The sequence below is a fragment of the Vibrio maritimus genome (assembly GCF_021441885.1).
GTDB classification, from domain to species: Bacteria; Pseudomonadota; Gammaproteobacteria; order Enterobacterales; family Vibrionaceae; genus Vibrio; species Vibrio maritimus_B.
This window is the reverse complement of record NZ_CP090438.1, coordinates 3,168,422-3,189,182: the sequence shown is the minus strand read 5'-3', so window position 1 is coordinate 3,189,182 and position 20,761 is coordinate 3,168,422. Positions and strand designations below refer to the sequence as shown.

Below are 20,761 nucleotides of genomic sequence, written 5' to 3'. Positions count from 1 at the left end.
ATGAGCCTAACGTTTAGAACTCTTGCTCTTCTTCATGCTTCAGCATCTGGAAGATTTCACGGAATGCTTTTGCTGGCTTCCCGGCTTTGTTCTCTTTGTTTGCTTGACGAGCAAGTTGACGCAAGCGCTGACGGTCAAGCTCAGGGTAAAGCTCCATTGCTGCTGCAATTGCCTCATCACCCTCTGCAATGATGCGGTCGCGCAATTGCTCAAGCTTGTGCAAAGCTGCAGTAGATTGAGAGTGCTTGTTACGTACACGATCAAGAGCGGCTTGAATTGGCTCAGGATCTTCCGTGCGCATTAGCTTACCAATGTATTGCAACTGACGACGCTTAGCTTCGTTCTTAAAGCGCTGCGCATCTGCGATCGCTTCTCTCAGATCTTCGCTTAGTGGGAATTTATCCAACACAGCAGGTTTTAGATCAACCAACTCTTCGCCGAGTTTTTGTAACTCTTCCATGTCGTTTTTCATTTCGGTTCTACTTACCCAAATGATCTCTTCTTCCTCTTCCCAAGGCGCTTTCTGATTTTTGCGGGCCATGATGTCTGCCTATATCACTATCTCATTACGAATATCCGCTATTTTAGCAAGAAATCTGGGGAGAATGCGAAAACCTTGTTATTCTAGACAAAGTTATTGGCAAAGAATTAGATAAATATGGACGTAAGAGAGCAAGTCGCCCAGCAAAAAGCTGAGCTAGAAGCAGCAGTTGCGAAAGCGTTAGATATGGCTTCAGTAAGTGCAGATGCTGCAGAGGTTGCGATCACCAAGAGCACAGGTCTTAGCGTATCCACTCGCATGTGCGAGGTTGAAAATGTAGAATTCAACAGTGACGGTGCACTTGGCATTACCGTATATCGCGGACAGAAAAAAGGCAGCGCCTCTACTTCCGATTTGAGTGAGAAAGCGATAGCGCAGACCGTTGCAGCGGCATTGGATATCGCCCAGTACACCTCAGAAGACCCTTTCGCTGGTCCTGCGCCAAAAGAACTGATGGTAACGGATATACCAGATCTCGATTTGTTCCATCCTGATGAGCCTAACCCGGATACCGCGGCACAAAAAGCCATTGCCGCTGAGAAAGCTGCGTTGGCATATAGCGATAAGATCAAACAAAGCGATGGTGCCAGCTATGACAGCCACTACGGTGTAAAAGTTTACGGTAACTCGCACGGCTTGCTAGCGGGTTACGCCTCCAGCCGTCACAGCATCAGCTGTAGCGTGATCGGTCAGGGCGAAAACGGTGATATGGAGCGTGATTACAGCTACACGTTAGCGCGCCACCGTGATGATCTTTGGACTCCAGAATCTGTTGGTGAGAAGGCAGCCAAGAAAACCGTTGAGCGTCTAGACCCAAGAAAGGTCAAAACGGGTCAATACCCAGTGCTGTTTGCCAACGATGTGGCAACTGGTTTGATTGGTCACCTAGTGATGGGTATCAGTGGCGGTAACCTTTACCGTAAGTCATCCTTCTTGCTAGATAAACTGGGCGAACAGATTCTGCCAGATTGGTTCTCAGTGCAAGAAAAACCGCACCTACTGCGCGGTTTGGCTTCAAGCCCGTTTGATAACGAAGGCGTTGCCACTAAGGACATGGATATCATTACCGATGGCAAATTAGCGACCTACCTGCTAACAAGCTATGCAGCGCGTAAGATGAAGATGACACCAACCGGTCACGCGGGTGGCATTCACAACTGGTTTGTGAAATCGACAGGGCAAGATTTTGATGCCATGCTCAAACAGCTTGGTACCGGTTTATTGGTCACGGAAGTGATGGGGCAGGGTGTGAACATTGTCACCGGTGATTACTCTCGCGGAGCAGCAGGTTTCTGGGTTGAAAATGGTGAAATCCAGTACCCAGTCTCTGAAATTACCGTAGCCGGAAACCTTGCACAGATGTTCCAACAGATCGTAGCGGTAGGCAATGATGTCGAAACTCGCTCACAGATCCAAACCGGTTCTATCTTGCTCGAGTCAATGAAAGTCGCAGGTGAATAACTACTCGACAACCAGATAGAAAAAGGGCGTCATTTTGCAATGACGCCCTTTTTAACATTCAGATGTTAAGGACTACTCAAAGCAGATCTCAATAAAGGCATTACCCCATTCAGAGGTAAATGGCATGAGGATAATAGCGCCATCGCATTTGTGACGAATGGTATGCCCTTTGCCTGAAACGACCACGGGTGTTGCCATATCAAAGTCAAAGCCATTTTCCGCGAGGATACGCTTCGCTCCGCCTGTCACCATGTTAGTAATTTCACCCACCATATCGGTGACTTCTTCATTTAAGCCGTGGGGTTTTTCCCCTAACATGTTTTGCATGATCTCGAGGGCTAATCCCTCTTCAAAGGTAATCGACATCGAGCCGCGGGTTTGATTCCCTACCATACCAATTAGACCAGAGACGTCGCCACGAGCGATTTCGTCTTTTTTAATTCTTGGCTTAAGTGGCTTGATCTCCATTGAAGCCATCGTTTTTAGCACGTTCATCAGTGAGGCTAAAAACGGATTTACAAATTCAGCGCGCATAACTTCTTCTATTTATTCTGCTCTTCCAATGATAAACACGTCTGGCATGTGCCGTGAGTTTCTATGACGTGGTTTGACAATTGGAAGCCATGTTTTTCAACGTTGCTATTTAGCAAGGCTATCAGAATACCATCTTGTAGTTCAACGACATTACCGCACTTGTCACAAATCAGCAGATGCGAATAGTGTTTATGCTCACCAAATGAACAGCAAGAGACAAAACTGTTGGTAGATTCAACTCGGTGGATAAATCCTTGTTCTAAAAGGAAGTCTAAAGCGCGATAGACCGTTGGCGGTTTCGCTTGTGGTTCGCTCACTTTTAACAGGTCAAGTAATTCATAAGCACTAGACGCCTTGTTACTTTCACAAATGAGTTCATACACACGCTTTCGCTGAGGTGTTAAACGAACTCCTCGTGCCGAGCAAATATCTTCTAGTTGTTTGATTAGCTTCTGATCCACATGTCCACCTATCTTAGCGAATTCCGCCCATTTTATACTAAATCCCACAATAGGTCGTTAGTTTCATTGTTCAAAGAGACACCAGATGATCTTTTAATCAAATTTCAGTGTAATGAATGTGATATGAGGACTGTTTCTTATTCTAGGTGGTTGATTTGTATTCGTTATTTCTATTTAATGCCCTCGGTTGCATATAATAATTAAATAGGTATTAGAATGAAAAAACTTTTATTAGTCTCACTATTAGCCCCTTCTTTAGCTTTCGCAGGCGCTCAAAATGCACCTTATGTCGGCGGGCAAGTTGGTCTATTCAACAAAGTAGAGCTTGAAATGAATGGTATAAGCTTGAATGAAAATGTAGACGGAGTGCCATTTGCTTTGTTTGCTGGTTATGAGATGGCGGTGGCAGATAATGTTGGTCTTGGCTTTGAGCTGGAATACAGAAACTTAAGCGATGCTAACTTCCAAAATGTGTTGAAGCTTGAAGGGCAAGGCGTGTCTTTGAATCTTAAGCCTAAGTTCTACATCAAAGATCTACCAATCTATGTTGGTCTTGTAGGTGGTATTGGACAATACAAAACGACAGCCACGGAGCTAATTACAGCGAATAGAGAGACAAGTGATTCGACCGATCTTGGTTGGCAATATGGCGTAGATTTCGGTTACGAGGCAGAGAATGGCTTTGCTTTTACTGTCGGCTATCGCGGTGTTTATATTGATTTCGAAGAAGATGGTGTGGACCTCAACTCTACGATCTCTGGTTTCAACGCTGGTATCTATTACCGCTTCTAACTTCTAATGCTCTACCTTGGTCATCAAGAGGTAGAGCATAACACTTACCTGCAGGATAAACAGTCGGCTCCGGCGCCATCCATTCGACGTTAGAGAGTTATGATTCTAACTCCTAATGCATGCGCTTTTTTCATTTTGCTTGTAACTTCATATTTACCGGTGTCACCCATGAACAACAATGAAGTGTGACTACTTACAGACCCATTTACGATAGCCCCCTTGGCTTCAAGTAGTTTTTTGAATTTCGCTCGTGGCAGCGGCAGAGTACCTGTGATTGCAACTTTCAAGTTTTGGATATCGATGGTTGAAAGCACTTCATCGAATGTTGCCAGCTCGCGTTCTATATCCATCATAGACGGCTCTTTAACGAGCCTCTGTTTAGCTGATTCCCGTTTGGCTTTCTGCTCATTCCATTCTTCGAGGTTTTTGCTAATCAGTGCGAAGTCCCTGAGTTTGATTTCACTTCCATCTTCAAGGATGATCCCCCAGTCCGCACCAACATAGCAAATATCACCGTAACGGCAGTCAATAGCTCGAATTGAAATACCATTTCGTGATAAAGCGAGAGGGATTACTTCTCTGTAGCCACTATCAGACCATGGGTTATCAGCTGAAATAGCCTCGCCGGGTTTAATGCCAAGTAATTCAAAAATTGTCATAGTAAGTTTTACCCTAAAAGGTGAGTTAGCCGCCTATTAATATTTCAAGGAACTCTAATTGGGTCGCAGTATTTTGTTTAGTCACTGCTAACCCATTAATTGAACGTTCGTAGACTTTGTATGTGACGCTGCCATAGAACATATTGTTTTTAGTTGTATCCCACCCCATCGCATCGGCATAGATAACCTGAATCGCTTTATTTTTGTCTCGTGATTCAATGAAGTCCCCTTCTTTGAATGCAATGTTAGGGCCTTGGGTCCATAGACGAACCTTACGTTTGTTTCTGATTCTCTCGATGTAGAGCAAGTCGAGGGCTTCTCTGAATCCAAAACCGACGTTGTAGTGCCAATGGTCATTGTTTAGAGAGCCATTTTGTTTAATTGGGCACCAGGTAATTTGGGGTACTACGAAAGCAACATGCTTGTCTTCATCAATTCTTATGAATCTGTTTTTATTCGTCTTTATGCGTCTATCAATTATGTGACGGATTGCGTCACTACCTGCCTCAGGGTAACGGTTTTGGGGAGTATTCGAACACATAATACGGCCTCTACAAAGTAAGTCGGCGATACATTAACCAAACATCGCTTTTTTAGGAAACTCTGTGTATTTGAGAGAATGATGGTAAATATTTTGACTTTGAAAACTGATGGAGAGTCGTAGGGGACTCGCCTAGTGCATTCCATGTCGATTATGGAAGTCGGGCGTTACTACTCATTAGAAGATGCAGCGCAAGGGGTAGCACTGGCATGACCCAAAAAGAAGTAATGCAACGTCTAGCGGTTGGCATCTTGACCGCTTTAATCAGCGCTTATATCTGGAAGCGCATCAACGGCTAGGAGTAACAGCAATGAAAATAGATTTGAAACAGACATCGACTAAGAAAGGGCTTGCGCTCATTGGTGCAGGTGTGGCACTGGCAACGGGGCACCCTGAACTATTAACGGCGAGCGTGACACCTGAAGGTTTGCAAGTAGGGGGCTTGATTGGAGTGGCTGCACCGTTCGTGATTGGTATTTGGGAGTGTCTAAGAGATGGGTATAAGAGTTGGAAATGAGTTTGCTTGAACCGATAGCAATACTGGCTATCACACTAGTTGGAAGTGCGATAGCCATCGTTGCAGTAATTAAAACAGATGTTATGTGGTTAAAGCAGATGATCGCAGAGTTAAAAGAGCGGGTTCGGGAACTCGAAAAAGCAAATTGATGTCGAGCGAGTCATCATGTCCTTTGACCCGTTGTGACGTAGCTCTTAAATTCCCGAGGGGCAATACCATACTTCTTTTTAAACAGAGCGCTAAAATAAGCATGGCTATCAAAACCGCACTTTACTGCGATTTGGGAGACAGATAAATCTGTGTACATTAGTAATTTCCTTGCATGATCTAGGCGGCAAGTATTAATTGTTTGACTGAAGTCACTCCCACTCTCCTTTAGCTTTCGCTGTAACGTCGCTTTAGACATGTTCAGTGCATTAGCTATGTCTTCTACTTTCCACTTTTTGCTCAGGTCTTCGCTTATAGTTTCGGAGATACAGTCAGTAATGTTTTTATAATCTGAAGCTTCGATTACATCTAAAATCTGACTCTCATGATACAGTTCAACCATAATACGAAAAAAGACAGCGTCAAAAATAGCTTCTTTTAGATCGCACTCAGACGCCGCTAAACGCTCTAAGCTGTCGAACAATTGTCCGACTAACTCCGAAGGTGATTGATAAATACTATTAGAATCATTGTGTGCAGCAACGTCTTCTGTAGCCTTCGACAAGGAACGCTTGCGAATACACGATAAAGTGTATTGAAGGTATTCTTTTGTAATATCAATAACGTCTACAATAATATTGTCTTTCGACGATCTATGTAAGGCTAGATTAAAATGCATGCCAATACTCACGAAAGCGACAGCATCTCCATCTAGCTCTTTTACTCGACCGAATCCCCCTAGAAAACCTCCCGCATTCTTTATCCTGATCAACTTGTAGCTCGTTGACTGAGTTCCTGCTGTGAAACTTTCTTTGAGGATAGTAACTCTGTTGTAGTTAGCTTTGCCGGTTAACTGCAGCATTAATCAACAATTCCTTTTTCTAACAGTGTTTCTTCGTTTACCAATGGTAAAGGGTAACCGAGGGCATAGCCCTGAATATAAACAGAATCCCCCATTACACATTGCTGTTGGTGTTTGGACTCTACTCCTTCAACAATTATTCCCTTGCGGCAATAATTTTTTAGCAAGCTCACTAATGACTTGAAGGGTTGAAAGTCGTTGCTAGAGCGGTAAAGGAATGATTTGTCGATTTTTATCCTATCCCATTTAATCGCCCCTAGAGTCCTGTTTGCATCTTCATTCGAAGGGGAGTAGTCATCTAACCAAATTTCATGTCCATTGCTCTGCAATTTTTTGACGTTTCGTAAGACAGCTCTATTCATAGAGGACAAAGAGTATTCGTTTACCTCGATTGCAATTGGTGTCTCGGACATGGCTACGACTTTCTCGACAAATAGATCATCGTTCAAACTAGATAAAGTTAAGTTTAAAGACATAAACAGTGGCTTTTTGTGCTGCCTAGAGTTGTTTAAACGCTGAATGACCTCTAACTGCGCTATGAACACTGCCTTTATCGTTTCATCACTCACATCCTCAAAGAAAGATTGAGCTTCATAGTTCCCCCCGAAACTACTCTCTATAGAAGATAAGACTTCGTATCCTATGATGTGCAACTCTCTCGAGGAGGATATAGGTTGTGAGAGAAACTCTAAATCGACAAAGCTTGCTTGTTCGTTGTCTGTAGATATACGTATTCCATTTCGTATATTTTCGTATTTTAGAATAGACATTTTTCACCCTTTTGGGCGAAAGCTAACCGTTGAGCTCCTTTATGGTCAACTTGATTTATATGTCATTATCAAAATACGATGTAATTTTTATAGAATGAGTGTAGTAAAAGCGATAGCAAAAATCACTGTCACCTAAGTTGTCTAAACACAGTCTTTGGCGGCGATACTTAAAACGTTTTAGCATGCAATTTGTGCGGATATAACTGCGTGTATACTTGCCAAAGTATGTTTAAGTTACGATGCCCAGTTACTAGGGCGACCTCTTCGATAGAATACCCTTTCTCAAATAGTCGACTTGCCCCCTCGCGTCGCAAGTCGTGGTAACGTAAATTCTCTATGCCGAGTTTGTTCCTAACTCTCTGGAATCCGGCAGTAACACTTCGAGAGTTAAATGGGAAAATAAGTTCGCTTCTTTTAGGTTGCGTCATTGCTATATCAAAAGACTCACCCAATAAAGGTACCATCATATGGTTGCCTTGTTTCTTGCGAGGATCTTTACGGTCACGTACAACTACTGTTCTATGTTCTTCGTTTATATCCTCCCAGCGCAGAGAACAAACTTCACCAATCCTCATGCAAGTCAAAATACTAAACTCAAGAATATCAACAAACGGGATGCGAGCTTGTCCATTGGCTCTGGCGTTCTGGCGTTCAATCAGCCCTTGTTTTAGTGCTTCAAGCTCTTCACCAGTGGGGCGGCGAGTTCTTTTTTGGCTTTTACAAACCAAGCCCATATCTACAAGAACGGGCACTGCTTCCTCAAATACATTAAAGTTAGCTGAGATATTGAATACTGGATTGGCTTTCTTCATAACAGAGCGTAAGTAAGCAATGTCATGGTAGATAGTAGCACCGCCAGCTCCAGCAGCTTTTCGGTTTTTGCAGTGCTCGATTAAATCGCTAGTTCGGAGCTTGTCGCTCTCCACTTTGGCTATGTCGCAGTCTCTGAGCATTCGAATTACGTACTGCTTGGTTCTGCCTGTTTTATCCCATAAATCAGGTTCTTCCATAAACTTATCTAGCAGTACGGATAGCGGTACGGATTTTTGCATTGCAGAGTACGGATCTTCTAACTCTCTAACCCGTTTCGTACCGTATGTACGGGCATGTTCTTTTTTTCTGAATGTTTTCGATTCTCTGTGTATAATCACCGACCTATTTTTGACGACGACGTCTACAGTAAAGCGGCTCTCTCCGCTTTTCAGTGTGCGTTTTTTAATGCTGAATGATGCCATTTGTCCTACTCCTTCCATGCGTACTATATGCGTACTGATAGGGGCATTTGGGGGCAATTCTAGCAAGTTCCTGTATATATATACAGTATCAAGATTTCGAGTAACACGTTATGAAACCTGAAGAAACTAGTAAATACACTGCGAACCGCTTATCCGTTGCGCCCATGCTCGATTGGACAGACAGACATTGCCGTTACTTCCATCGTCTCCTGTCATCTCAAACTTTGTTGTACACCGAGATGGTAACAACAGGTGCGATCATTCACGGTAAAGGTGACTTTCTCGCGTATAACGAAGAAGAGCACCCAGTGGCGCTTCAGCTAGGTGGTTCAAACCCAGCTGACTTGGCGACCTGTGCAAAGCTCGCAGCGGAGCGTGGCTATGATGAAGTAAACCTAAACGTAGGTTGTCCATCAGATCGCGTACAGAATGGTCGTTTTGGTGCATGCCTGATGGCTGAACCAGATTTAGTGGCTGAGTGCGTGGCAGCGATGCGTGAAGTAGCTGATATTCCAGTGACGGTAAAAACTCGTATTGGTATCGACGATCAAGACTCGTATGAGTTTTTGACTAAGTTCGTGTCTACAGTTTCTGAGAAGGGCGGTGTGGATCAGTTTACCATTCACGCACGTAAAGCTTGGCTAAGTGGCTTGAGCCCGAAAGAGAACCGAGAGATACCACCGTTGGATTACCCTCGCGCTTACCAAATTAAGAAAGACTTCCCACATCTGAATGTGGCAGTAAATGGCGGCGTTAAAACACTAGAAGAATCTCTAGAGCACTTGCAGCACCTTGATGGCGTGATGATCGGTCGTGAGGCGTATCAGAACCCTTACATCCTCGCCCAGGTTGATCAGCTTATCTTTGGTTTAGACACGCCAGTGAAAAAGCGCAAGCAAATCGTGGAAGAGATGTACCCGTACATTGAGCGTCAGCTTTCTAACGGCTCGTACCTTGGTCATATCTCTCGTCATATGATTGGCTTGTTCCAAGCAATGCCAGGCGCAAGGCAATGGCGTCGTTACATCAGTGAAAATGCACATAAGAAAGGTGCTGGCATTGAAGTGCTTGAAACAGCACTAGCAAAAATCCCATCTGAACTGGATGTGTAATTTACCAATCATTTGGCGATAAATACCAACTCCGACTGTGCGAAAGCAAGTCGGAGTTTTTGTTTCTAGCTATCTATATGATTTTTAAAGAATCAAAAAGTTGGAACACTTCCTGCAATCTATTTGAGTAATTCAAAAGACTTAAACTAGCAACGAAATGGGAGAGGTTATGTTTGAACTAATTTTCGTTTTGGTATTTCTTGCAACTCTTGTCATGACAGGCGTTACGTTTGTCACTGTGACAATGGCGATTGTGGTGTCGTTCGCGGTGATGTTTCTGTTGGGTATGGTTGGGGTTGTTTTAAATCTCTTGCCTTACATTATTGCCTTCCTTATAGCGATTTGGATCTATAAAAAGGTAATGGCGCCCACAAATTAACAAACTGATCACAAATAACCCTACAGGGATAAGCACAATTGCTATAGTTATCTATATGACCAAGGGCGTCGGTCATTATCGGATTTCTGGAGGGAGCCATGACAATTACGGAATTGAAGTATTTATTCCATCAAGATTTACTGGCAGAAGCGATCATTGAACCCGCCGAATCCGAAGGCGGTTGGATCGTTGAGTTTCGCCACAAGCAAGGCGGTTTCGTTATGCTGACGGATATTCACGGCGCTGAGTGTCAGTATAATGATCTCGACAAAGCGTCTAAATCCGCGCTAGCCGTCGGCTTCACTGAGGTTCGTATTGAGGCTAAATAGCCTCCCTACCAAACGAGCCTCTTCTTCCAAAAAGTTATAAAACATTCATATCTATTCTTTCTTGTTATTAAGGTGGTTGGTTAATCTATCGTCACGCAATGATTAGGGATGTCGTGACAATGTCTTCAAACGTAAAACAGTCGCCGAACGGTAATAACAATTCTCAAGAGTTACCAAGCCTAGCTGCTCCACTTAACGATCAGCAGCTATCACAACTACAACAAGCATCAACGAACCTATCTTCAAACCAGCTTGCATGGGTAAGCGGGTATTTTTGGGGATTGAGTCAGGCGGGTGCACCATCAGCGCTTACTCCAGTTGCCAGCGCAGTGAATACAGCTGCGGCAGTTGTACCAGCAGGCAAGCTGACCATTATCTTTGCTTCTCAAACAGGTAACGCCAAAGGGGTTGCTGAGGAGCTAAAAGAAGAAGCTTCTGCGCTTGGTATCGATGTTGAGCTATTTGATGCAAGTGACTACAAAGGTAAAAACCTAGCGAAAGAGACACACGTCATCGTTGTTGCCTCTACAAACGGTGAGGGCGAAGCGCCTGATAACGCGATCGAGCTACATGAGTTCCTTCAATCTAAGAAAGCGCCAAAACTTCCGAACCTCAAGTATGGTGTTATTGGTTTAGGCGATTCTAGCTATGAGTTCTTCTGTCAAACCGGTAAAGATTTTGATGAGTACCTAGGTAAGTTAGGTGCTACCTCATTTATTGATCGCATCGACTGTGACGTTGATTACGACGCGCCAGCGGGAGAGTGGCGAGTGAAAGCGCTAGAGGTCATCAAAGAAGATCTTGCCTCTCAACCAGCAGATGTTGTGACATTGCCTGTTGCTACAGCTGCTGCCACGGTTAACTACACTAAGAAAAATCCATATACCGCAACACTACTGACTAGCCAAAAGATCACGGGTCGTGATTCTGGCAAAGATGTTCGCCATATTGAGATTGATCTTGAAGGCTCTGGCATCACTTACAAGCCTGGCGATGCGTTAGGTGTGTGGTTCGAGAACAGCAGTGAGCTGGTGGATGCACTTCTTGCTCAAGTCGGTCTATCAGGTATTGAAAGTGTAGATGTGGATGGGGAGAGCCTATCTTTACGTTCTGCGCTGATTAAGCACTATGAGATCACCGCGGCAAATCCTCAGCAAGTAGTACAATACGCGGAAATTTCAGGCAGTAAAAAGCTTGAGAAGCTAGCCGCGGATAAAGACAAACTACGCGAGTATGCTTCGAATACTCAAGTGATTGATGTCTTTAAAGAGAAGAAAGCAAAACTAGAGGCCGAGCAATTACTGGGTCTACTACGCCGTTTAACCCCACGTCTCTATTCTATCGCATCGAGCCAAGAAGAAGTGGATGAAGAAGTTCATCTAACGGTTGGACTTGTTGAGTATCAAGCCGGTGAAGAAAGCCGATTTGGTGGTGCATCTTACTTCCTATCTCGTGGATTAGAAGAAGGTGGTGAAGTTAAAGTATTCGTTGAGCACAACAATAACTTCAAGCTACCAGAAAATGGTGATACGCCTGTGATTATGGTGGGCCCAGGTACGGGTATTGCGCCATTCAGAAGCTTCATTCAAGAGCGTGATAACCAAGGCGACAGCGGCAAAAACTGGTTGTTCTTTGGCGACCGCACGTTCACTCAAGATTTCCTATATCAAGTGGAATGGCAAAAGTATCTGAAGTCAGGTGTGCTAAACCGATTGGATGTGGCCTTTAGCCGTGACCAGCATGAGAAGGTGTATGTTCAGCATCGATTGCTAGAACAAGGTGAGCAGGTATGGCAATGGTTACAGGAAGGTGCCCACATTTATGTATGTGGCGATGCCAACCATATGGCCAAAGATGTTCACAATGCCCTGATTGAGATCGTTAAGGTGCATGGTGGAAAAGAAGCTGACCAGGCAGAAGAATTTGTCAACGAACTAAGAAAAGCAAAACGTTATCAGAAGGATGTGTACTAATGAGCAAGCAATCAGCCACTATTCAAGAAGTGTTGGGTGAAGAGTTGGGGCCGTTGTCTGATAACGAGCGTCTAAAAGGGCAGAGTAACCTACTGCGTGGAACCATTGAGAACGATCTTCAAGATCGTATTACAGGTGGATTTACCGCCGACAACTTCCAGCTCATTCGCTTCCACGGTATGTATCAGCAAGATGACCGTGATATCCGTAACGAGCGAGCTAAGCAAAAACTAGAACCTCTACACAACGTGATGCTTCGCGCGCGTATGCCGGGCGGTATTATCACGCCTAAGCAATGGTTAGCTATCGACAAGTTTGCGACTGATCATTCGTTGTATGGAAGTATTCGTTTAACGACGCGTCAAACGTTCCAGTTTCATGGTGTGCTGAAGCCAAACATCAAACTAATGCACCAAACGCTGAACTCTATCGGTATTGATTCTATTGCGACAGCCGGTGACGTGAACCGTAACGTGTTATGTACGACTAACCCTGTGGAATCAGAGCTACATCAAGAAGCCTACGAGTGGGCGAAAAAGATCAGTGAGCATTTGCTTCCGAAAACCAAAGCGTATGCAGAGATTTGGCTTGATGGTGAGAAAGTAGAAAGCACAGAAGAAGACGAACCTATTCTGGGTAAAAACTACTTACCACGTAAGTTCAAAACGACAGTGGTGATCCCACCGCAAAATGATGTGGACGTGCACGCCAATGACCTGAACTTTGTCGCGATTGCTGATAACGGCAAGCTGGTGGGCTTCAACGTCCTTGTTGGTGGTGGTCTTGCCATGACTCACGGTGATACGTCGACGTACCCGAGACGTGCCGATGACTTTGGTTTTGTTCCTCTGGAGAAAACGCTAGATGTAGCAGCAGCGGTTGTGACGACTCAGCGTGACTGGGGTAACCGTTCAAATCGTAAGAATGCTAAGACTAAGTACACACTTGACCGTGTTGGCATTGATGTATTTAAAGCAGAAGTTGAAAAACGCGCTGGCATTAGCTTCGAGCAAAGCCGTCCTTACGAGTTTACTGAGCGTGGCGACAGAATTGGTTGGGTTGAGGGTATCGATGGTAAATACCACTTAGCACTATTCATTGAGAATGGTCGACTGCTCGACTTCCCTGGTAAGCCTCTTAAAACCGGTGTTGCTGAGATCGCTAAGATCCACAAAGGCGACTTTAGGATGACGGCAAACCAAAACCTGATTGTCGCCAAGGTATCTAAGTCAAACAAAGCAAAGATTGAGAAGATCGCTCGTGAACATGGTCTGATGGACGATGCGGTATCTGAGCAGCGCAAAAACTCGATGGCGTGTGTGGCTTTCCCAACTTGTCCTCTTGCAATGGCAGAAGCGGAACGCTTCCTACCAAGCTTTGTTACTGATGTAGAGAGCATTCTGGATAAACACCAGATCCCAAGTGATGAGAGCATCATCTTGAGGATCACCGGATGTCCAAATGGTTGTGGTCGAGCGATGTTGGCTGAAATTGGTTTGGTTGGTAAAGCGCCGGGCCGATACAACCTGCACTTAGGCGGCAACAAAGCAGGTACCCGTGTACCTAAGATGTACAAAGAGAACATTACGGATGCGCAAATCCTAGAAGAGATTGATGCTTTAGTAGGTCAGTGGGCGGAGCAGCGTAATGAAGGTGAAGCATTTGGTGACTTCGTTATCCGCGCAGGGATTATAGAAGAGGTCAAAGTATCGAAAAGGGACTTCTATGCCTAGAGACGTTATTTCCCAGAAACAAGCAGCTAAAGAAGGCTCAGTTAGCGAAATCGCGCAAGATCAGTCAAAAGCGCTAGAGCTTCAAGAGCTGCTGTCACTGACTAAAACCGAGCAGATTTTAAAGCTAGCAGAGCTAAATGGTCAGCTTGAGCTATTGACTGCGAAGCAGAGAGTTGAGTGGGCGTTAGAGAATTTGCCAGGTGGGCATATCCTAAGTTCAAGCTTCGGAGTTCAGGCGGCGGTTATGCTTCACTTAGTGACAAGTGTAAAAGCGGACGTTCCGGTAGTGCTTACCGATACAGGGTATCTATTTCCAGAAACGTATCAGTTTATAGATAAGCTTCAGAAGCAGTTAGATCTGAACCTACACATCTATAAAGCGAACATCTCGCCAGCTTGGCAAGAGGCTCGCTACGGTAAGCTATGGGAAAAAGGGCTTGATGGACTTAAACAATACAACCAGCTTAATAAAGTAGAGCCAATGAAAAGGGCACTCGAAGAGTTGGATGTTCACACTTGGTTTTCTGGCCTAAGACGTGAGCAGTCAGAGAGTCGAGCTAACTTGCCAGTACTGGCGATTCAAAACGGCCGCTTTAAGTTCTTGCCAATCATCGATTGGAGTAACGAACAAGTTGATAGCTATATAGAAGAGCACGGCTTGAGTTATCACCCTCTTAAAGAAGCGGGTTACCTATCTTTAGGTGATACCCACTCCACAGTGAAGTGGGAACCTGGTATGAAAGAAGAGGAAACGCGCTTTAATGGTTTAAAACGTGAGTGTGGTTTGCACGAAGACGACGGTGAGACAGACGGTTCTGGTATTTAGCCTCGTTTGCATCATTACTAAAAGGAGGGCTTAGCCCTCCTTTTTTAATAACTCTGTGGATAACTTGTAGTCATTGCTAGGATAAAGTTGAATAAATAAGGCTTTGAATGAAAAAGACGCGGTTAGGCGTTGTTTTTGTGTTTTTTCTAAAAAAAGGCTTGCTAATGTGATGAGGCTCTCTATAATGCGCTTCCACTGACACGGCAGAGCCCACAAGGGTTCGAGGCGATAGTCAGTAAGGCATTCAGCTTACAAGATGGTCTTCTAGTTAGATTTGAAAAAATCAAAAATAATTAGAAAAAAGTGTTTGACACTGAGAATCATCTCGCTAGAATGGCCGCCTCTTGAGACGAAACGCAGCAGCGAGCAGTTGAAGAGATGTTCTTTAAAAATATAGACCTATCAATCTGTGTGGGCACTCGTTGATGATAATCAAATTAGATACCTCGGTATCAAATTAGGTTTTCAATGAACTGAGTGACCAATCAAGTCGAAAGACTTGGCACAGTCAATTCATTATCGTTCTGTTGGAACGATAATAGCTTTAGATTACTAAGGTAGTTTAAAGTCAGTATTCATTGAGCCGACAAAATCTTAAATTGAAGAGTTTGATCATGGCTCAGATTGAACGCTGGCGGCAGGCCTAACACATGCAAGTCGAGCGGAAACGAGTTAACTGAACCTTCGGGGAACGTTAACGGCGTCGAGCGGCGGACGGGTGAGTAATGCCTGGGAAATTGCCCTGATGTGGGGGATAACCATTGGAAACGATGGCTAATACCGCATAATAGCTTCGGCTCAAAGAGGGGGACCTTCGGGCCTCTCGCGTCAGGATATGCCCAGGTGGGATTAGCTAGTTGGTGAGGTAATGGCTCACCAAGGCGACGATCCCTAGCTGGTCTGAGAGGATGATCAGCCACACTGGAACTGAGACACGGTCCAGACTCCTACGGGAGGCAGCAGTGGGGAATATTGCACAATGGGCGCAAGCCTGATGCAGCCATGCCGCGTGTGTGAAGAAGGCCTTCGGGTTGTAAAGCACTTTCAGTCGTGAGGAAGGCGGTGTCGTTAATAGCGGCATCGTTTGACGTTAGCGACAGAAGAAGCACCGGCTAACTCCGTGCCAGCAGCCGCGGTAATACGGAGGGTGCGAGCGTTAATCGGAATTACTGGGCGTAAAGCGCATGCAGGTGGTTAGTTAAGTCAGATGTGAAAGCCCGGGGCTCAACCTCGGAACTGCATTTGAAACTGGCTGACTAGAGTACTGTAGAGGGGGGTAGAATTTCAGGTGTAGCGGTGAAATGCGTAGAGATCTGAAGGAATACCGGTGGCGAAGGCGGCCCCCTGGACAGATACTGACACTCAGATGCGAAAGCGTGGGGAGCAAACAGGATTAGATACCCTGGTAGTCCACGCCGTAAACGATGTCTACTTGGAGGTTGTGGCCTTGAGCCGTGGCTTTCGGAGCTAACGCGTTAAGTAGACCGCCTGGGGAGTACGGTCGCAAGATTAAAACTCAAATGAATTGACGGGGGCCCGCACAAGCGGTGGAGCATGTGGTTTAATTCGATGCAACGCGAAGAACCTTACCTACTCTTGACATCCTCAGAAGAGACTGGAGACAGTCTTGTGCCTTCGGGAACTGAGAGACAGGTGCTGCATGGCTGTCGTCAGCTCGTGTTGTGAAATGTTGGGTTAAGTCCCGCAACGAGCGCAACCCTTATCCTTGTTTGCCAGCACTTCGGGTGGGAACTCCAGGGAGACTGCCGGTGATAAACCGGAGGAAGGTGGGGACGACGTCAAGTCATCATGGCCCTTACGAGTAGGGCTACACACGTGCTACAATGGCGCATACAGAGGGCAGCCAACTTGCGAAAGTGAGCGAATCCCAAAAAGTGCGTCGTAGTCCGGATTGGAGTCTGCAACTCGACTCCATGAAGTCGGAATCGCTAGTAATCGTGGATCAGAATGCCACGGTGAATACGTTCCCGGGCCTTGTACACACCGCCCGTCACACCATGGGAGTGGGCTGCAAAAGAAGTGGGTAGTTTAACCTTCGGGAGGACGCTCACCACTTTGTGGTTCATGACTGGGGTGAAGTCGTAACAAGGTAGCCCTAGGGGAACCTGGGGCTGGATCACCTCCTTATACGAAAGATTATTGCGATGAGTGTTCACACAGATTGATTGGTTTTTATTAATAAAGACGAAAGAGCTTTAATTAATGTTTAGTCATTGATTAAAGCTTTTTGCTTTAAGCTCTTTAACAATTTGGAAAGCTGACGAATAACATTTGATTAATGTTATTCAATTAAAAGTTCTCAAATCCTAACTTTCTTTGAAACATAAGAGAATTAGGTACCAACACACATTCAAGTGTTCTTGGGAATAGCGAAAGCTATTCATATTTGAGTCCGGCAAAATCGAGTCTGCACATGTATAAAAATGCAGACAACTTTGGTTGTTTGACCGTTTGCTTTCACTTTTCAAAAGTGAAGACAAATAGAAAGACCCTTTGGGGTTGTATGGTTAAGTGACTAAGCGTACACGGTGGATGCCTTGGCAGTCAGAGGCGATGAAAGGCGTAATAACTTGCGATAAGCCCAGATTAGGTAGTAATAACCTGTGAGTCTGGGATTCCTGAATGGGGAAACCCACCTACATAAGTAGGTATCGCTGAGTGAATACATAGCTCAGCGAGGCGAACCGGGGGAACTGAAACATCTAAGTACCCCGAGGAAGAGAAATCAACCGAGATTCCGAAAGTAGCGGCGAGCGAAATTGGATTAGCCCTTAAGCTTTTAATGAGACAGGTGAAGGCTCTGGAAAGTGCCGCGATACAGGGTGATAGCCCCGTAACCGACATCTCATCATCAGTGAAATCGAGTAGGGCGGGACACGTGATATCCTGTCTGAATATGGGGGGACCATCCTCCAAGGCTAAATACTACTGACTGACCGATAGTGAACCAGTACCGTGAGGGAAAGGCGAAAAGAACCCCTGTGAGGGGAGTGAAATAGAACCTGAAACCGTGTACGTACAAGCAGTAGGAGCACCTTCGTGGTGTGACTGCGTACCTTTTGTATAATGGGTCAGCGACTTATATTCAGTGGCAAGGTTAACCGTTTAGGGGAGCCGTAGGGAAACCGAGTCTTAACTGGGCGTTCAGTCTCTGGATATAGACCCGAAACCAGGTGATCTAGCCATGGGCAGGTTGAAGGTTGAGTAACATCAACTGGAGGACCGAACCGACTAATGTTGAAAAATTAGCGGATGACTTGTGGCTAGGGGTGAAAGGCCAATCAAACCTGGAGATAGCTGGTTCTCCCCGAAATCTATTTAGGTAGAGCCTCGGACGAATACTACTGGGGGTAGAGCACTGTTAAGGCTAGGGGGTCATCCCGACTTACCAACCCTTTGCAAACTCCGAATACCAGTAAGTACTATCCGGGAGACACACGGCGGGTGCTAACGTCCGTCGTGGAGAGGGAAACAACCCAGACCGCCAGCTAAGGTCCCAAATTATAGCTAAGTGGGAAACGATGTGGGAAGGCTTAGACAGCTAGGATGTTGGCTTAGAAGCAGCCATCATTTAAAGAAAGCGTAATAGCTCACTAGTCGAGTCGGCCTGCGCGGAAGATGTAACGGGGCTAAGCTATAAACCGAAGCTGCGGCAATGCATTTATGTATTGGGTAGGGGAGCGTTCTGTAAGCCGTTGAAGGTGAACTGTAAGGTTTGCTGGAGGTATCAGAAGTGCGAATGCTGACATGAGTAACGATAAAGGGGGTGAAAAACCTCCTCGCCGGAAGACCAAGGGTTCCTGTCCAACGTTAATCGGGGCAGGGTGAGTCGACCCCTAAGGCGAGGCCGAAAGGCGTAGTCGATGGGAAACGGGTTAATATTCCCGTACTTCTTACAATTGCGATGGGGGGACGGAGAAGGCTAGGTGGGCCTGGCGACGGTTGTCCAGGTTCAAGTGCGTAGGCTTGAGAGTTAGGTAAATCCGGCTCTCTTTAAGGCTGAGACACGACGTCGAGCTACTACGGTAGTGAAGTCATTGATGCCATGCTTCCAGGAAAAGCCTCTAAGCTTCAGATTGTAAGGAATCGTACCCCAAACCGACACAGGTGGTCGGGTAGAGAATACCAAGGCGCTTGAGAGAACTCGGGTGAAGGAACTAGGCAAAATGGTACCGTAACTTCGGGAGAAGGTACGCTCCTCGCGGTGAAGTCCCTTGCGGATGGAGCTATGGGGAGTCGCAGATACCAGGTGGCTGCAACTGTTTATTAAAAACACAGCACTGTGCAAAATCGTAAGATGACGTATACGGTGTGACGCCTGCCCGGTGCCGGAAGGTTAATTGATGGGGTTAGACTTCGGTCGAAGCTCTTGATCGAAGCCCCGGTAAACGGCGGCCGTAACTATAACGGTCCTAAGGTAGCGAAATTCCTTGTCGGGTAAGTTCCGACCTGCACGAATGGCGTAATGATGGCCACGCTGTCTCCACCCGAGACTCAGTGAAATTGAAATCGCTGTGAAGATGCAGTGTACCCGCGGCTAGACGGAAAGACCCCGTGAACCTTTACTACAGCTTGGCACTGAACATTGACCCTACATGTGTAGGATAGGTGGGAGGCTTTGAAACTAGTACGCCAGTATTAGTGGAGCCGTCCTTGAAATACCACCCTTGTAGTGTTGATGTTCTAACGTCGACCCCTTATCGGGGTTGCGGACAGTGCCTGGTGGGTAGTTTGACTGGGGCGGTCTCCTCCCAAAGAGTAACGGAGGAGCACGAAGGTGGGCTAATCACGGTTGGACATCGTGAGGTTAGTGCAATGGCATAAGCCCGCTTGACTGCGAGAATGACAATTCGAGCAGGTGCGAAAGCAGGTCATAGTGATCCGGTGGTTCTGAATGGAAGGGCCATCGCTCAACGGATAAAAGGTACTCCGGGGATAACAGGCTGATACCGCCCAAGAGTTCATATCGACGGCGGTGTTTGGCACCTCGATGTCGGCTCATCACATCCTGGGGCTGAAGTCGGTCCCAAGGGTATGGCTGTTCGCCATTTAAAGTGGTACGCGAGCTGGGTTTAGAACGTCGTGAGACAGTTCGGTCCCTATCTGCCGTGGGCGTTGGAAGATTGAAGGGGGCTGCTCCTAGTACGAGAGGACCGGAGTGGACGAACCTCTGGTGTTCGGGTTGTGATGCCAATCGCATTGCCCGGTAGCTAAGTTCGGAATCGATAACCGCTGAAAGCATCTAAGCGGGAAGCGAGCCCTGAGATGAGTCTTCCCTGGCACTTTAAGTGTCCTAAAGGGTTGTTCGAGACTAGAACGTTGATAGGCAGGGTGTGTAAGCGTTGTGAGGCGTTGAGCTAACCTGTACTAATTGCCCGTGAGGCTTAACCATACAACACCCAAAGGGTTTTGATGGACTCAAAGCAAGAACGAATTGAATGTGTATGAGAACGCATTAACAGCTTTCCGAATTAAGAATTTGCTTGGCGACCATAGCGTTGTGGACCCACCTGACTCCATGCCGAACTCAGAAGTGAAACGCAATAGCGCCGATGGTAGTGTGGGGCTTCCCCATGTGAGAGTAGGACATCGCCAGGCTCTTATTTATTTTCACTTTTTTGAAAAGTGAAGACAAAAGGTTCGACTTTGCTTATTTGATAAGCAAGTCACCATAGAGTTCTAAATAAACTTAGAATTTTATGTTGACTTACAGAGTCAGTAGCGTATTATACGCATCCGCTTCAAGGGCAAGTCCTTGATAGCAAAGCTCTTTAACAATATAAACCTATCAATCTGTGTGGGCACTCGTTGATGATAATCAAATTAGATACTTCGGTATCAAATTAGGTTTCAATGAAACGAAGTGAC

The 20,761-nt window shown here is 45.7% G+C and carries 18 protein-coding genes and 3 rRNA genes; 13 read left to right on the top strand and 8 right to left on the bottom strand.

From position 1 onward, the window contains the following. Nucleotides 1-13: 13 nt before the first annotated feature. The gene (gene yjgA, locus LY387_RS14530) at nucleotides 14-541 is read right to left on the bottom strand and encodes a ribosome biogenesis factor YjgA (RefSeq protein WP_234494617.1); all 528 of its coding nucleotides are present in this window, start codon (nucleotides 539-541) and stop codon (nucleotides 14-16) included. Between the two features lie 117 nt (nucleotides 542-658). Between yjgA and pmbA the strand changes: the two genes are divergently transcribed. Then, the gene (gene pmbA / locus LY387_RS14525; protein ID WP_234494616.1) at nucleotides 659-2,002 is read left to right on the top strand and encodes a metalloprotease PmbA; all 1,344 of its coding nucleotides are present in this window, start codon (nucleotides 659-661) and stop codon (nucleotides 2,000-2,002) included. 72 nt (nucleotides 2,003-2,074) lie between these two features. On the opposite strand, the gene LY387_RS14520 is transcribed toward pmbA, so the two are convergent. Both LY387_RS14520 and zur read right to left on the bottom strand, forming a co-directional pair. Next, nucleotides 2,075-2,536 (bottom strand): chemotaxis protein CheX, encoded by a 462-nt coding sequence (locus LY387_RS14520; protein ID WP_234494614.1) that lies wholly within the window; start codon nucleotides 2,534-2,536, stop codon nucleotides 2,075-2,077. An 8-nt stretch (nucleotides 2,537-2,544) separates the two neighbouring features. Beyond that, on the bottom strand, nucleotides 2,545-2,997 hold the full coding sequence (gene zur, locus LY387_RS14515) for a zinc uptake transcriptional repressor Zur (protein WP_419153413.1): 453 nt from the start codon (nucleotides 2,995-2,997) through the stop codon (nucleotides 2,545-2,547). Nucleotides 2,998-3,213: 216 nt separating this feature from the next. On the opposite strand from zur, the gene LY387_RS14510 reads away from it, so the two are divergent. Continuing rightward, on the top strand, nucleotides 3,214-3,789 hold the full coding sequence (locus LY387_RS14510) for an outer membrane beta-barrel protein (RefSeq protein ID WP_234494612.1): 576 nt from the start codon (nucleotides 3,214-3,216) through the stop codon (nucleotides 3,787-3,789). 89 nt (nucleotides 3,790-3,878) lie between these two features. Here the strand turns inward: LY387_RS14510 and LY387_RS14505 are convergent, their stop codons facing one another. Beyond that, nucleotides 3,879-4,448 (bottom strand): BRCT domain-containing protein, encoded by a 570-nt coding sequence (locus LY387_RS14505; protein ID WP_234494611.1) that lies wholly within the window; start codon nucleotides 4,446-4,448, stop codon nucleotides 3,879-3,881. A gap of 25 nt (nucleotides 4,449-4,473) precedes the next feature. After that, on the bottom strand, nucleotides 4,474-4,989 hold the full coding sequence (locus LY387_RS14500) for a hypothetical protein (RefSeq protein ID WP_234494609.1): 516 nt from the start codon (nucleotides 4,987-4,989) through the stop codon (nucleotides 4,474-4,476). Nucleotides 4,990-5,299: 310 nt separating this feature from the next. On the opposite strand from LY387_RS14500, the gene LY387_RS14495 reads away from it, so the two are divergent. Further along, nucleotides 5,300-5,506, top strand: coding sequence for a hypothetical protein (locus LY387_RS14495; protein ID WP_234494607.1), 207 nt, complete (start codon nucleotides 5,300-5,302; stop codon nucleotides 5,504-5,506). Then, the gene (locus LY387_RS14490; protein ID WP_234494605.1) at nucleotides 5,503-5,655 is read left to right on the top strand and encodes a hypothetical protein; all 153 of its coding nucleotides are present in this window, start codon (nucleotides 5,503-5,505) and stop codon (nucleotides 5,653-5,655) included. Before LY387_RS14495 ends, LY387_RS14490 begins: the two co-directional genes overlap by 4 nt. A gap of 14 nt (nucleotides 5,656-5,669) precedes the next feature. On the opposite strand, the gene LY387_RS14485 is transcribed toward LY387_RS14490, so the two are convergent. From LY387_RS14485 to LY387_RS14475, 3 genes are all read right to left on the bottom strand, one after another. Next, nucleotides 5,670-6,515, bottom strand: coding sequence for a helix-turn-helix transcriptional regulator (locus LY387_RS14485; protein ID WP_234494604.1), 846 nt, complete (start codon nucleotides 6,513-6,515; stop codon nucleotides 5,670-5,672). Continuing rightward, nucleotides 6,515-7,285, bottom strand: a complete 771-nt coding sequence (locus LY387_RS14480) for an EAL domain-containing protein (protein WP_234494603.1) — start codon at nucleotides 7,283-7,285, stop codon at nucleotides 6,515-6,517. Before LY387_RS14480 ends, LY387_RS14485 begins: the two co-directional genes overlap by 1 nt. A 167-nt stretch (nucleotides 7,286-7,452) precedes the next feature. Continuing rightward, entirely contained in the window at nucleotides 7,453-8,520 is a 1,068-nt protein-coding gene (locus LY387_RS14475; protein ID WP_234494601.1) for a site-specific integrase, read from the bottom strand. 110 nt (nucleotides 8,521-8,630) lie between these two features. Between LY387_RS14475 and dusA the strand changes: the two genes are divergently transcribed. From dusA to rrf, 9 genes are all read left to right on the top strand, one after another. Then, complete coding sequence (gene dusA, locus LY387_RS14470) at nucleotides 8,631-9,632, top strand: tRNA dihydrouridine(20/20a) synthase DusA (protein WP_234494599.1); 1,002 nt, start codon at nucleotides 8,631-8,633, stop codon at nucleotides 9,630-9,632. A 169-nt stretch (nucleotides 9,633-9,801) separates the two neighbouring features. Then, the gene (locus LY387_RS14465) at nucleotides 9,802-10,011 is read left to right on the top strand and encodes an envelope stress response protein PspG (protein ID WP_042478737.1); all 210 of its coding nucleotides are present in this window, start codon (nucleotides 9,802-9,804) and stop codon (nucleotides 10,009-10,011) included. 98 nt (nucleotides 10,012-10,109) lie between these two features. Further along, nucleotides 10,110-10,340 carry a hypothetical protein gene (locus LY387_RS14460; protein WP_042478735.1) on the top strand — a complete coding sequence of 77 codons (231 nt, stop codon included), beginning with the start codon at nucleotides 10,110-10,112 and terminating at the stop codon, nucleotides 10,338-10,340. A 98-nt stretch (nucleotides 10,341-10,438) separates the two neighbouring features. Continuing rightward, entirely contained in the window at nucleotides 10,439-12,313 is a 1,875-nt protein-coding gene (locus tag LY387_RS14455; protein ID WP_419153412.1) for an assimilatory sulfite reductase (NADPH) flavoprotein subunit, read from the top strand. Beyond that, on the top strand, nucleotides 12,313-14,046 hold the full coding sequence (cysI, locus tag LY387_RS14450; protein ID WP_042478736.1) for an assimilatory sulfite reductase (NADPH) hemoprotein subunit: 1,734 nt from the start codon (nucleotides 12,313-12,315) through the stop codon (nucleotides 14,044-14,046). The genes LY387_RS14455 and cysI overlap by 1 nt, the downstream gene beginning before the upstream one ends. Next, nucleotides 14,039-14,872 carry a phosphoadenylyl-sulfate reductase gene (locus LY387_RS14445; RefSeq protein WP_234494596.1) on the top strand — a complete coding sequence of 278 codons (834 nt, stop codon included), beginning with the start codon at nucleotides 14,039-14,041 and terminating at the stop codon, nucleotides 14,870-14,872. Before cysI ends, LY387_RS14445 begins: the two co-directional genes overlap by 8 nt. Nucleotides 14,873-15,468: 596 nt before the next feature. Beyond that, nucleotides 15,469-17,020, top strand: a 16S ribosomal RNA gene (locus LY387_RS14440). Between the two features lie 378 nt (nucleotides 17,021-17,398). After that, nucleotides 17,399-20,285: ribosomal RNA gene (locus LY387_RS14435) — 23S ribosomal RNA — on the top strand. A gap of 90 nt (nucleotides 20,286-20,375) precedes the next feature. Beyond that, nucleotides 20,376-20,491: ribosomal RNA gene (gene rrf / locus LY387_RS14430) — 5S ribosomal RNA — on the top strand. The 16S, 23S and 5S rRNA genes sit together here, the layout of an rRNA operon. The last annotated feature ends 270 nt before the right edge of the window (nucleotides 20,492-20,761 follow it).